The 12,925-nt window shown below is 63.6% G+C and carries 14 protein-coding genes; 5 read left to right on the plus strand and 9 right to left on the minus strand.

Features of this window, described 5'->3' with window-relative positions:
• The first annotated feature begins 31 nt into the window (after nt 1-31).
• Entirely contained in the window at nt 32-814 is a 783-nt protein-coding gene (locus tag FHS78_RS14440) for an SDR family NAD(P)-dependent oxidoreductase (RefSeq protein ID WP_167095074.1), read from the plus strand.
• A gap of 52 nt (nt 815-866) precedes the next feature.
• Here the strand turns inward: FHS78_RS14440 and FHS78_RS14445 are convergent, their stop codons facing one another.
• Entirely contained in the window at nt 867-1,418 is a 552-nt protein-coding gene (locus FHS78_RS14445) for a hypothetical protein (protein WP_167095075.1), read from the minus strand.
• 90 nt (nt 1,419-1,508) lie between these two features.
• On the opposite strand from FHS78_RS14445, the gene FHS78_RS14450 reads away from it, so the two are divergent.
• The gene (locus FHS78_RS14450) at nt 1,509-3,581 is read left to right on the plus strand and encodes a TonB-dependent receptor plug domain-containing protein (RefSeq protein ID WP_167095076.1); all 2,073 of its coding nucleotides are present in this window, start codon (nt 1,509-1,511) and stop codon (nt 3,579-3,581) included.
• Here FHS78_RS14450 and FHS78_RS14455 read toward each other — a convergent pair.
• Both FHS78_RS14455 and FHS78_RS14460 read right to left on the minus strand, forming a co-directional pair.
• The gene (locus tag FHS78_RS14455) at nt 3,571-3,948 is read right to left on the minus strand and encodes a winged helix-turn-helix domain-containing protein (RefSeq protein WP_167095077.1); all 378 of its coding nucleotides are present in this window, start codon (nt 3,946-3,948) and stop codon (nt 3,571-3,573) included. The genes FHS78_RS14450 and FHS78_RS14455 overlap by 11 nt on opposite strands.
• Before the next feature lie 63 nt (nt 3,949-4,011).
• Nucleotides 4,012-5,190: a PQQ-dependent sugar dehydrogenase gene (locus tag FHS78_RS14460; RefSeq protein ID WP_167095078.1), complete on the minus strand. Its 1,179-nt coding sequence runs from the start codon at nt 5,188-5,190 to the stop codon at nt 4,012-4,014.
• A 169-nt stretch (nt 5,191-5,359) separates the two neighbouring features.
• On the opposite strand from FHS78_RS14460, the gene FHS78_RS14465 reads away from it, so the two are divergent.
• Nucleotides 5,360-5,725: a TIGR02301 family protein gene (locus FHS78_RS14465; protein WP_167095079.1), complete on the plus strand. Its 366-nt coding sequence runs from the start codon at nt 5,360-5,362 to the stop codon at nt 5,723-5,725.
• Nucleotides 5,726-5,870: 145 nt separating this feature from the next.
• On the plus strand, nt 5,871-6,167 hold the full coding sequence (locus tag FHS78_RS14470; protein ID WP_205305326.1) for a hypothetical protein: 297 nt from the start codon (nt 5,871-5,873) through the stop codon (nt 6,165-6,167).
• 70 nt (nt 6,168-6,237) lie between these two features.
• Here FHS78_RS14470 and FHS78_RS14475 read toward each other — a convergent pair whose 3' ends face one another.
• From FHS78_RS14475 to acuI, 6 genes are all read right to left on the minus strand, one after another.
• Entirely contained in the window at nt 6,238-6,747 is a 510-nt protein-coding gene (locus tag FHS78_RS14475) for a type II toxin-antitoxin system YhaV family toxin (protein ID WP_167095080.1), read from the minus strand.
• Nucleotides 6,744-7,070 (minus strand): type II toxin-antitoxin system PrlF family antitoxin, encoded by a 327-nt coding sequence (locus FHS78_RS14480; RefSeq protein ID WP_167095081.1) that lies wholly within the window; start codon nt 7,068-7,070, stop codon nt 6,744-6,746. Before FHS78_RS14480 ends, FHS78_RS14475 begins: the two co-directional genes overlap by 4 nt.
• A 114-nt stretch (nt 7,071-7,184) precedes the next feature.
• Nucleotides 7,185-8,747, minus strand: coding sequence for an acetolactate synthase large subunit (locus FHS78_RS14485; protein ID WP_246220518.1), 1,563 nt, complete (start codon nt 8,745-8,747; stop codon nt 7,185-7,187).
• Nucleotides 8,748-8,788: 41 nt separating this feature from the next.
• On the minus strand, nt 8,789-9,436 hold the full coding sequence (locus tag FHS78_RS14490) for a LysE family translocator (protein ID WP_167095082.1): 648 nt from the start codon (nt 9,434-9,436) through the stop codon (nt 8,789-8,791).
• Between the two features lie 25 nt (nt 9,437-9,461).
• Nucleotides 9,462-11,309, minus strand: a complete 1,848-nt coding sequence (locus FHS78_RS14495) for an AMP-binding protein (protein ID WP_167095083.1) — start codon at nt 11,307-11,309, stop codon at nt 9,462-9,464.
• Between the two features lie 103 nt (nt 11,310-11,412).
• Nucleotides 11,413-12,405 (minus strand): acrylyl-CoA reductase (NADPH), encoded by a 993-nt coding sequence (acuI, locus tag FHS78_RS14500; protein ID WP_167095084.1) that lies wholly within the window; start codon nt 12,403-12,405, stop codon nt 11,413-11,415.
• 332 nt (nt 12,406-12,737) lie between these two features.
• Between acuI and FHS78_RS14505 the strand changes: the two genes are divergently transcribed.
• Entirely contained in the window at nt 12,738-12,833 is a 96-nt protein-coding gene (locus FHS78_RS14505; protein ID WP_167095085.1) for a hypothetical protein, read from the plus strand.
• The last annotated feature ends 92 nt before the right edge of the window (nt 12,834-12,925 follow it).

Below are 12,925 nucleotides of genomic sequence, written 5' to 3' on the forward strand. Positions count from 1 at the left end.
ACCAGAAAAGACAAACCTTCAGGGAGACAACATGACCTACACACCTTTCGATCTTTCCGGAAAGGTCGCCCTCGTGACCGGCGGCAATCGCGGCATCGGGCTCGGCATGGCGGAAGCCATGGCGCAGGCCGGCGCGGATATCGCCATCTGGGGCACGAATGAAAGCCGCAACAAGGAAGCGGAAGAAAAGCTCAAGGCCTATGGCGTGAAAGTCTATGCGCGCCAGGTCAATGTCGCCGAGGAGCAGGAAGTCGTCGACGGCATCGACGCCACCGTGGCCGAACTCGGCCGCATCGACAGCGTCTTCGCCAATGCCGGTATCGGCTATGGCGCGCCCTCCTTCGTGGAGATGAAGACCGACGTCTACCGCAAGGTGCTGTCGGTCAATCTCGACGGCGTGTTCTGGACGCTGCGCGAGACCTGCCGTCACATGGTGGAGCGCGCGAAGGACGGCGATGCGGGCGGCTCGCTCGTCGGCATTGCAAGTCTCGCCGCCATCGAGGGCGCCGGCAAGAACGAAGCCTATGCCGCCACCAAGGGCGCCGTTATTTCCATGATCCGCGCCATCGCGGTGGAACATGCGCGTTACGGCATGCGGGCCAACGCCATTCTGCCGGGCTGGATCGCCACCGACATGACGCAGGGCGCGCAGGACAATCCCGCCTTTGCCGAAAAGGTCATTCCCCGCGTGCCCGCGCGCCGCTGGGGCGAGCCGGAAGATTTCGGCGGCATGGCCGTCTATCTGTCGTCGGATGCGTCGTCCTACATGTCCGGCCAGACGCTCGTCATCGATGGCGGCTATTCGATCTTCTGATCGGACCCCGACAGCGCAAAAAGAGAAAGGCGGAGCATCGGCTCCGCCTTTTTCACTCCGGGGGAGCGCCGCGCGTGACCAGGACGTCGATGGCGTCGAGGCCCGCGCCCGAAAGCTGGATGATGGCACGTCCCGCCTTCAGCGGAAAATAGACCGTCTTCCCCTCGCAGGCGGGACCGCGCTCGTGACCGCTGGAATCGATGAGCTGCCCCCGCTGCACCAGGTCGATCCAGACCATGCCTCTCGCGCTGACGGCATAGGACCCGTCCTCCGGCACGTCGAAAACCGCCATTCCCGCGAAACCGTCCTCCATCGTTTCCGTCGCGGAGCCCGGCAGCGTTGCAAAGGTAACATCGGTCTGCCGATGGAAACGGAGATGCGTCTGCTTGCCCAGCGCCATCTTCACGCCGTCCGCCGCGTCGACTGTCTTCGCCGTGAGACGGACCGGGGTGTCTTCGGCCCATGACAGGCCGTCCGCCTTGCGCACGCATTGCGATCCGTCCGTCTGCATGGCATCGGCGAACGCCGGCACGCTTACCGACAGGCAGGCCGCTGACAGACAAGCCATCAGCACGCCCATACAGAACACGATCCTTCGCATCATCCGGCTCTCCCTCTTAAACGATATGTTTTTGTGTATATAACGCAAAATTCGTTATATCCATTAGAATATATCGAATCGCCCGGGGGTCCCATGTCCAAATCGAAACTCGCGCCGTTTGCCGCGGCGGTCGTCCTTGCCGCCCTTCCCGCCAACTCCGCCCGCGCCGGTGACGCATCGTCCGCGGACGACACCTTCACGCTGGGCAAGATCTATGTCAGCGCGGAACGCCCCTCGGAGGCCGCCGACGATGTGAATACGGCCACCGTCGACGCGGAGGAGATCGAGACCTTCGACCGCAAAAGCGTCGACGAAGCCCTGAAGCTCGTGCCGAGCGCCGATGCGATGAATTCCGGCGGCTCCCGCAACGAGGCCCTCATCTTCGTGCGCGGCTTCGATCGCTTTCAGGTGCCCTTTTCCATCGACGGCATCGTGATCTACCGCCCGGCCGACAACAGGCTCGACTATTCGCGCTTCCTCACCGCCGACATCGCGGAGCTGCAGGTCGCCAAGGGCTATGTCTCGGTGCTGAACGGTCCCGGCGCGCTTGGCGGCGCGGTGAATATCGTCACCCGAAAGCCGAAAAAGGCTTTCGAGCTCGACGCGAAAACCGGCATCGCCTTCGACAGCCAGGGCAAGGGGAACGGCTATCTCTACCAGGGCCGGATCGGCACGAAGCAGGAGCGCTTCTATCTCCAGGCGAGCGGCGCGAAGCTCTATCGCGAATATATGGGCATGTCGCAGGACTTCACGCCCACCGCGAACGAGGATGGCGGCGCGCGCAATCACTCGAGCACAGAAGACTGGCGCATCAGCCTCAAGGCGGGGTACACGCCCAATGCGAGCGACGAATATTCGCTCACCTACATGAAGCAGGAAGGCAGTCGCGAAGCGCCCTACCACGTCACCGATCCCGTCTCCTCCCAGCGGAACTGGACATGGCCGATGACGAGCCTCGAAAGCGTCTATTTCCTCTCGACGACAAGTTTCAGTGACGGTTTCAGGCTCAAGACGCGCGCCTTTTACAATGCGTTCGACGACAATCTCGTCGCCTATGACGATGCGACTTTCACCACGCAAAACCAGCGCAAAGCCTTCAAGAGCTATTACGAAGACGAGAGCTATGGCGGCGGCTTCGAACTCGAAAAGAAGTTCGCCGAGGCCGACACGCTGAAACTGGCCGCGAGCTATCGCCGCGACGAGCATGTCGAATGGCAATGGGGCAACAGCGCGCCCTTCACGCCCTATACCGAGCCCGAGCAGACGACGACGGAAGACACCCTGTCGCTCGCGCTCGAAAACACGGTGCATCTGTCGCCGGAATGGGATCTCGTGCTCGGCGGCAGCTACAATGCGCGCCACCTGTTGCGGGCTCAGGACTACACGACCTCCACGGGGCTTTTCTCCTACAACACCGCCGACACCCATTCATGGGATCGTCAGGGCGCGCTGGTCTGGTATCCCGGCGACACGACCAGGCTCCATGCAAGCCTGTCCACCCGCACGCGCTTTCCAAGCATCTTCGAGCGCTACTCCTCGCGCTTCGGCGGTTCGGTCTCCAATCCGGATCTGAAACCCGAACGCGCCACCACCGCCGAATTCGGCGTCGGCACCGGCACGCTCGACGAGCTGAAAATCGAAGCCGCGATCTATTACAACTGGCTGGAAGACGCTATCGAGCAGGTCCAGATTTCCGCCGTGCCCTATGGCGGCACGGGCCTTGTCGGCCAGAGCCGCAATGTCGGGAACGGCCATTCCTGGGGCTTTGAACTCTCGGCGGAAAAGCGCCTTGCGAGCTGGATCGATATCGGCGCCAACTACGCCTTTATCGACCGCACGATCACCGACCCGACGGATCCGTCCTTCCGTCCGACCGGCGTACCGGCGCATAAGGGCATGGCCTATGCCACGCTCCGCCCGCTCGAAAACATCACGGTGACGCCGAATATCGAATTCGCCTCCGACCGCTGGACGGAGGATTCGGGCGGCGCCTATTACCGGACCGGCGACTACCTTCTCGTCAATCTCCGGGCCAAATGGCAGGTGACGGATCAGGTCGCCCTTTCCCTTTCGGGCCGGAACCTTTCCGACGAAAACTACATGCTCGTCGACGGCTTCCCGGCGGAAGGGCGCAGCATCTGGCTCACCACCAGTTTCACCTACTGACGGGCGACGCCTTCCGGCGTCTTCCCTTCATGAGACCGGCCATTTCCTCCATCGCCTCGCCATTCGCCTTGAGGCAGGCCTTTTCCATGCGGCGGTAGAGCTTCACCACATCGCGGCCGGTCTCGCTCAGGGCCGCGCCGCCGCCGCCGCCGCCGCCGCGCTGCGTTTCCACCAGAGGCGTGGCGAAGCGCTGGTTGAGATCGTCCACCAGCAGCCAGGCCCGGCGATAGGACATGCCCATCGCCTTGCCCGCCTTGCTGATCGAGCCGCTCTCGTCGATGAGTTCCATCAGCCGGACCTTGCCCACGCCCAGCGCATGTTCGCTGTCGGTATCCACGCGCAGGGTCAGCCGCAAATTCTTCGTCATCTTGTCGGACCTCATCGAAAGGAATCGAAGATGCCGCATTGTGGCATCGCCGGCGGCACGCGGCTAATCCGCCTTCGTGATTTTCAGAACCTGCCCTTCGGAGCTGTCGGTCAGCACATAGAGCGCACCGTCCGGCCCCTGCTTCACCGCGCGGATACGCTCGCCGAGGTCCGTCAGCAGATCCTCCTCATGGGTGATCTTCTCGCCTTCATATTCGAGGCGGACAAGGCGCGGCTTGGCAAGCCCGCCGACGAACAGGTCGCCCTTCCATTCCGGTATGGCGTCGGACGTATAGAAGGCCATGCCGCAAACGCCGATGGAAGGCGTCCAGTGGTAGATCGGGCCGGTCATGCCGGACGCTTGGGCCTTGCCGGTGCCGACCGGCGAGCCGTCATAATTCATGCCGAAGGAGACGACCGGCCAGCCATAGTTCCGTCCTGGCTCGATCGCATTGATCTCGTCGCCGCCTTTCGGCCCATGTTCGTCGGCCCAGAGCTTGCCGGATTTCGGCTCGATAGCCGCGCCCTGCACGTTGCGATGGCCGTAGGACCAGATTTCCGGCCGGGCATCGCCTTCCGGCCCGCCATCCTCCGCATAGGGATTGTCCTTGGGGATGCTGCCGTCCGGCCAGATGCGGACGATCTTGCCGAGATCGGAATCGAGGTCCTGCGCCTGCCCGCGCACGCTGTCGAAATAGCGCTCGCCCAGCGTGACGAAGAGATGACCCTTCCGGTCGAAGACCAGCCGCGAGCCGAAATGACCCGATCCGTCCACCTTGGGCTTCTGGCGAAAGATCACCTTCACCTCGCTAAGGCGCGGTTCGTTCATGTCCTCGCTGAGCTTGCCGCGCAGCACCGCCGTGCCGTTCCGCCCGTTCTCGCCCGGTTCGGTGAAACTCAGATAGACGAGCTTGTTCGTCTCGAAATCCGGATCGAGCGCCACGTCGAGAAGACCGCCCTGCCCCCTGACGTCGATCTCGGGCAGCCCGGCCACCGGATAGGACAGTCCGCCCTTCTTGTCGACGATGCGCAGCCGGCCCACGCGCTCGGTCAGCAGCATGCGTCCGTCCGGCAGGAAGGCGAGCCCCCAGGGGTGGTCCAGTTCGTCGGCAAAGGTGGCGACACGGATCGTCGCCTTTTCCGTCTCGACCCTCTTGTCGATCCTGTCGTTCGCCACGGCCGGTCCGAAACCGAAGGTCAGGCACAGAATGGCCGTGGCGAAGGCTGTCAGCTGGCGTGGCATGAAAATCTCCTGATTTGGCCCCTCTTCCCATTTGGGGTTCCGCCGGGGCAAGGCAAGCAAGGATATTTCCAGGCGTGGAAATACCTCAATCCTGCCCCTAAACTGCCATTTCGGGATGGAGACTGGGCCTGCATGTTGCCGCGGGCCCAGGGCGGGGCTGGAGAAGTCTATGCGCGTGATTTGTATGCTTCTGCTGGCCCTCGGCCTGACGGTTCTGCCGCGGGGTTCCGCCCAGGCCGTGCCGCGCGAGATGATGCGGCTCGCGGAAGTGCTTGGCGCCGTTCACTATCTGCGCCCGCTTTGCGGCTCGGGGGAAGGGCAGAAATGGCGCAATCAGATGATCCGCATGCTCGATGCCGTCCCCACCGCACGCGACGAGCGGGAAGTGCTGATTTCCCATTTCAATATCTTCTACTACCGCTATCGTGACGCCTATCCGCGCTGCACCGGCAAGGCCGCCCGGGACGCCAATCGTCTGGTTTCGGAAGGCCAGCGCCTTGCCGAAGCCCTCGCCCGCCGGGGGTACGGGCAATAGGCCGGATTACGCAAATTAACCGCATCTTCACGAAGGTCGCGCCGGGCTGCGGGAGTATGCTAGTAATGCAGTCAAGGCCCCTGATTTGCCCGGTGGGCCTCTATCGTAGAGACTGCGCCGCGATTTTCGCGCGGATGAGGACAGAATGGCCGATGATTTTCCAGGCGATCCCCTGGTGAGATTTTACGAAGACGAAGCCGGCGACATGACCGAGCCGCCCGAGGGCGAGCAGCGCCGCCTGGCGCTCCAGAATATTCTGGATGCCTGGGACGAGACGCTGGGCGAAGGCGTATCCCCCGATATTCTGGCGAGCACGGCCATTTTCGCGGCGCTGTCCGACATGGTGGAAGCCTATGGCGAGGAAGCGGTCGCCGAAATGACGGACGGCCTGTCCGACCGCATCCGCTCGGGCGAATTCACCCTGAACCGCGTCGTGAACTAAGCACGCTTTTCCGGAGGAACGCCAGGTCATCCCGAGCCGGGTTCCTAACTTCTCCAAATGAATATTGAGTTCAATCCCGCGACGCAGCTTTCATAAGTCCGTCGAACCGTTCTCCCGACGCGCGGGCAGCTTTCAACAGCGCTGCGAAGTCATCGGGCGGATTGCCGCCATCAAGCATACCGTTGAAGACCGCATAGGCATCCGTCCTGCTCCCATAGGCGCGTAGCGTTTTGTCGTCATTGACCCAAGCCAGAACGATAATTTTCGTCCCACTGTCAAAACGGAAGAACAATCGATATTGCTGGAAGAACTTGGCGCGGAACCAATGCTTCCGATCCTCGCCCAGCGTATTCCCCTGACGGAAGGCCGGATCGCCAGGATCGGCCGGAATGACTTCCGTCACCAGCTTGACGATGGCGGCCAGCCGCTTGGCGCAATTTTTCTTTCGGTAGCTGTCGGGATCGCGCCGCTTGCGTTGCTCGACCTCCTCGACCAGTTCGTCGATCTGATCGAGGAAGAGAGGATGCGCATAGATCGACCAGTCATTGACGGTGAGCGGCGCCCCTTCCGGCCGTTTCATTCGTCATCGGGCGACAAGGCCGCGTCGAGATCGACGTCCACCCCTTCGACCAGCGCCTTCATCCGCTCCAGAAGGGCGCCGTCAAACGCGCGCAGCCGTTCCGGATGCTCCCGCACGTCCTTTTCGAGCAGATCGAGAAAGGCACCCAATGCAGGGTCGCCCGCCTCTTCCCGGTCGGGCTCGATATACACGCGCCCGCTCTCATCCGTGCAGTACCGGATATGATCGCCCTTCCCCAGATTCAGTTGCCGGCGCACGCCGCTCGGTACCGTCGTCTGGTAACGATCGGTGAGTTTCGAGACTTCTTTGACGAGCGCGGCCATGGCGGCCTCCCAAATGGTAAGTCGGTTCCCCGGACGCCACATAGGTAATGCAATTGCATTACCATGTCAAGGCGCCCGCCCCATCCCGGTCGGACCGCGATTTGCCGTTTGCGCTCAGATCATTACTTCGATGAGGCGCGGGCCCTTCTGCTTCATCGCCGAGGAGAACTGCTCGGTGAATTCTTCCAGCGTTTCGGCGCGGCTGGCTTCGACGCCCATGCCCTGCGCGAGCTGCACCCAGTTCAGTTCCGGGTTGTGCAGATCCAGCATGGAGAGCGCCTTGGGGCCGGGGTTTTCCGCGCCCACGCGGGACAGTTCCACATTCAGGATCGCATAGGAGCGATTGGCGAAGATCACCGTCGTCACGTCGAGCTTCTCGCGCGCCTGGGTCCAGAGCGTCTGCAGCGTGTACATCGCGCCGCCGTCGCCATGCAGGCACACCACCTTGCGATCCGGGCAGGCGACCGCCGCGCCGGTCGCCAGCGGCAGGCCCTGCCCGATCGAGCCGCCCGTGAGCGAGAGATGGTCATGCGGGGCCGCCGACGCCGTTGCGATCATGGAGCCGATGCCGGAGGTCGCGGCCTCGTCCGAAATGATCGCGTTTTCCGGCAGGAGATGACCGACCACATGACCGATGGTGAACTGGTCGAGCTGGCCGTCCGTCAGTTCCGGCTTGTGCGCGGGCGCCACATGGGCGGGCTCCTTCGGCGCGCCCAGCGCCTCGGCCACCGCTTCCAGCGCCTGAACGCCGTCTTCATGTGGATGGGCCAGATAGCCGATGCCCGTTCCTTCCGGCGTGCACCAGCTCGGCTTGCCGGGATAGGCGAAGAAGGACACCGGCGGCTTCGCGCCCACCAGCACGAGTTCCTGCACCGGCTCCATGAATTCGACGATCTGCTCGGCGAAATAGGGAATGCGCTCCACGGCGACGCGGCCCGCTCCGCGCTGGATGCGGGGCGCGAAGGTGTCGCACATCAGGCGCGCGCCGGTCGCCGCCGCGATTCGGCCCGCCGCGATGAGCCCGCGCTCCTTCAGCACCTCGCCGCGCAGCAGGAGGGCGGCGTTCTTGCCGGCTTTTTTCAGTGCTTCCACGCTGCGCTTCACCGCGTCGTCGGAAACGGCGGTCGCCACGCGGCGCGGCAACGGGTCGGCGGGGCCTTCCGCGTCGAGCCAGGCGGTATCGGCCGGCAGGATGAGGGTCGCGATCTGGCCCGGCGCTTCCATCGCCGCCTGCACGGCCCGCGCGCCGTCCGCGGCCACGGTCTTGGAACTGGTGGAGGAATGGATCCAGGCCGAAACGGGGCCCGCGAAGCCCTTGATGTCGGAGGAAAGCGGCGCGTCATATTGCGCGTGATAGGTGGCGTGATCGCCGACGATATTCACCAGCGGCGTCGAGGCGCGCCGCGCATTGTGCAGATTGGCCAGGCCGTTCGCCATGCCGGGCCCGAGATGCAGAAGCGTCGCGGCGGGCTTTTCCGCCATGCGGCCATAACCGTCCGCCGCGCCCGTCACCGCGCCCTCGAACAGGCCCAGCACGGCGCGCATCCCGTCCACCTTGTCGAGGGCGGCCACGAAATGCATTTCCGACGTACCGGGATTGGAGAAACAGACCTCGACGCCCGACCCGACCAGAGTGCGTACCAGGCTTTCGGCGCCGTTCATTTTTTTCGATGACATCAATCTGTCTCCCTGTCTGCCGGTCTTGAACTGTGCCGGGCTTAAACCAATCCGAAAAGTTTAAAGACGAGTCGGCCCAGCACAACCAGGCCGAAAATCGTAATCAGCGCGCCGGACACGTGGTTCACCTTTTCCAGCAGGCTGTCGTTCATGCGTTTGCGGAAATAGGCGACGAAGCCGGAGACGCAGCACCACCACAGCACGGACCCCGCCATCACCGAAGCCACCACCGTGGCCGCGTGGCCGTAATCCTCGCCCTTGCTGGTCAGGCCCGCTATGCCGCCGAAAATGGCGATGAAGCCGAGCATGGTCGCCGGGTTGGTGATGGTCAGCGCGAAGGTCGTGCCGAACACCTTGGCCTGCGCGGTGGCGGGCTTGTCGGTCTCCTGCGCTTCCAGATGCGGATGGGTGAAGAATGTCCGCAAGCCCATCAGCACGAGGAAGAGCCCGCCGGCGAGCTGAAGATAGATCTCGAACCGGACGACGAGGTCGATGGCGGCTGTCAGGCCGAAGCCCGCGATGATCGCGAAGATCGCATCCCCCGTCGCCGCCCCGCCGCCCGACAGGAAACCGTTCAGCCAGCCGAAATGCAGCGTCCGCCTGATCACGATGAGGTTTACCGGTCCGATCGGTGCCGCCACCGCCATGCCGATGGCTATGCCGTTGGCAATCAGGCCGAAATCAATCATACCGAACCCCGAAACGCATACTCGTTCACCGCCCCGTGACGACAACGTCGTTGCCGGGCGGTTCGGCATAGAGCTTTTCCACCAGATCGGCCCGGCGCGACAGCGCGGTCGCCTGGTTGATATAGCCCTTGTCGGTCAGTTCGCCCGCGTCGATGCTCGGCGGCTCCACCATCAAAAGCGCGCGCGAGACGCGCGTGCTCGAACCGGGATTGCCGGCATTGTGTTTGCGCAAGCCTTCCGCGAGCTGTTCCAGCACCGCCGGGTGGCGGACGAGATCTTCCACCGCCATTTCCGGATCGCCCGCCACATTGCGGCAGGCGGGAATGTTGGGGAAGCCGAGAATGCCGATATAGTCGCGGTCGAGACCGGCGATCAGCGCATCCTGCAAAATGCCGTTGGAGGCGCCCACCGCCTGCACGCGCAGCTTGCCGGCGCTTACCCATGTGCCGGTGGAGAGCTTGAAGTCCTCCGCCACGCGGCCGTCGAAGACGAGCCCTTCCATCGGATTGTCGGGGTTCACGAAACGCGCCCCGTCGCCGAGGCGGTAGAACCCCTCCTCGTCATAGGCTTCCGCGGTCTTTTCCGGGTTCTTGTGATAGCCGGGCGTAATGCAATCGCCCCGCACGCGGACTTCCATCTTCTGTCCGGTGGGCGCGAGCTTCAGCTCGATACCGGGCAGCGGCAGGCCCAGAAGCCCCATGCGCTCGGTCGGCCAGTGCACATTCATGATCGTCGGCGCGGTTTCCGTCGCGCCGTAACCGGAGGAAAACACGATGCGTTCGCCCGCCGTGCGAAGCGCCACGTCCTGCATGCGATTGTATATGTCCTGGCTCAGCGCCGCGCCGCCATAGGCCAGCGACCGCAGCCGCGAGAAGAAATTCTTCGCCAGCGCCTCGTCGCTTTCCAGCGCATCCACCAGCAGCGGATAGGCGGCGGGCACGTTGGAATAGGAGGTCGGTGCGATCTCGCGCAGGTTCTGCACCGTTTCCTCGAACTGGCCCGGCACGGGACGCCCGCCGTCGATGTAAAGCGTGCCGCCCGATGTCAGCGTGTTGTTGAGGATCGCATTGCCGCCGAAACAATGGTTCCAGGGCAGCCAGTTCAGCAGCACGCCGGGCTCGTCGTCCTCGCGCTCCTGCTGCACGCTGCGCGGCATCACCGCGTTGACGCGCATCATGCGCTGCGTGGTGATGACGGCCTTGGGCATGCCGGTGGAACCGGAGGTGAAGAGATATTTCGCCACCTCGTCGTCATGCTGTTCCTCGAAGCGGGCTTCCGCGCCCGCGCCGGGGCGCGTCGCCAGCAGGTCTGCGAAGGGCGTTCCCAGCGACCCGTCCACGGTCACGAGTTCCACCCCGTCCAGCGGCAGGGCGGCCAGCGCGCGCTCGAAGGGCGCGGATTCCTGCATGAAGATCATTTTCGGTTCGACCAGGTCGAACACATATCTGAGCTTCTCGAAATCGGTGCTGATCGTCGAGTAGGAGGGCGAGACCGGCGTCGCCGGCGCCCCGGCGAGGATCGCGCCATAGCTCATCAGCGCATGTTCGATGGAGTTGCCCGACAGGATCATCACCGGCGTCGACTGGTTGAACCCCCGGTCGATCAGCGCCTGCCCGATGGCGAAGACCTTCTTCTCGGCATCCGCATAGGTCAGCAGGTCCCACTCGCCGAAGCCTTCTTTCGCGGGCTTGCGCTTGCCGAGCCAGACACGGTCCGGCGCGTTCTCAGCCCATCGGCGGAGCGGCGAAATCAGGTTCGGGGCCGGATCGCGCAAGGGATGCGGGTTGCGCAGGATGATCGACCCGTCCTCGCGATGTTCGACGTCGATACGCGGCTCGACATAGCGTGGGTCTCTGAAAGGCTGCTGAGACATGAGCACCGGGTTCCTCCCCTTATTTTACATATCGGCGGCGCATAATGAGCATGCGCCGCCTTTTTTTGTTTTTTGTGCTTATACAGTTTTTCTTTACGTCGCGTCAGGCATTCACGTCGACAACGACGCGCCCGCGCACCTTGCCGGCCAGAATCTCGCCCGCCAGGCGCGGCAGATCCTCCAGTTTGGCTTCGCTCGTCATCGCCTCGAGCTTGCGCATGTCGAGGTCGGTGGCGAGGCGCCGCCAGGCGATTTCGCGTTTGGCCATCGGCGCCATCACGCTGTCGATCCCCTGAAGGCGTACGCCGCGCAGGATGAAGGGCGCGACCGAGCCCGGCAGGTCCATGCCCTGCGCCAGGCCGCAGGCCGTTACCGTGCCGCCATAGGCGGTCTGGGACAGCGCATTGGCAAGCGTGGTGCTGCCCACCGCGTCCACCGCGCCCGCCCAGCGTTCCTTGCCGAGCGGCTTGCCGGGTTCGGACAGTTCGTTGCGGTCGATGATCTCGGTGGCGCCGAGCCCCTTGAGATAATCGGCTTCCGAGGCGCGGCCGGTCGAGGCGATCACCTTGTAGCCAAGCTTGGAGAGGATCGCGATGGCAACGCTGCCCACGCCGCCCGCGGCGCCCGTGACCAGCACCGGGCCCTTGTCCGGCGTCACGCCGCCGTCTTCAAGCCCCATGACGCTCAGCATGGCGGTATAGCCGGCCGTGCCGATGGCCATGGCCTGGCTCGCGGTGATGTTGTCGGTGAGCTTCACCAGCCAGTCGCCCGGCACGCGCGCCTTCTGCGCATAGCCGCCATGATGGCCCTCGCCCACGCCATAGCCGTTCAGCACCACGCGGTCGCCTTGCGAAAAGCCCGCATGGCGCGACGCCGTGACGGTGCCGGCGAAGTCGATGCCCGGAATCAGCGGATATTTGCGGATGATCGGCGCAGCGCCCGTCAGCGCCAGACCGTCCTTGTAGTTCACGGTCGAATAGTCGACGGCGACGGTGACGTCGCCTTCCATGAGATCGTCTTCGGTGATGTCGACGAAGTCCGCTTTGGGCGCGTCATCGGTCTTGGAGACCATGAGAGCGCGAAATTTTTCGCTCATTTTCCGTCCTTCATGCGCTTGCCGCGCAATCTTTATGGATTCGGCCCGTCAATCCGGGCCCGAGATGGGTTTATAGGGGGACAAACCATCCTAAATCGCTGGCAGGGTCAAGGCGGATGCGCCGGACCCGCGGCGCGGAAAGCGGCGGAAACGCTCGCGCCGCGCCGGTCCGGCATCGCAGGCGGCCCGGCTGGCACTCACCTAGGGCGGCGAGTTCCAACACTTTGATTCATTTGAATAATTCGAGATTATTCCGGCTTGTCAAGCTGGCGCGATGCGTCAGCGCTGCTTACGCTTTTGACGTATCCCTGTCACATGAGCGGGTAAGCGCGATGTCGGAACTGAAGCAGATGCTGGATGGCTACCGCCTGATCACGGCGGAAATTCTCTACCGGATGCCCGATCACCCCACCCTGCTGCAAAGCTAGAGCGGTTTCATCATAAAAGGAATCGTCAGGGGATTCCCACGGGGGACGACACATGATTCTGTATCCCGAGGCAGATCGGGAGGCAGATATGG

It is taken from the genome of Parvibaculum indicum, from assembly GCF_011762095.1.
Classification (GTDB): Bacteria; Pseudomonadota; Alphaproteobacteria; order Parvibaculales; family Parvibaculaceae; genus Parvibaculum; species Parvibaculum indicum.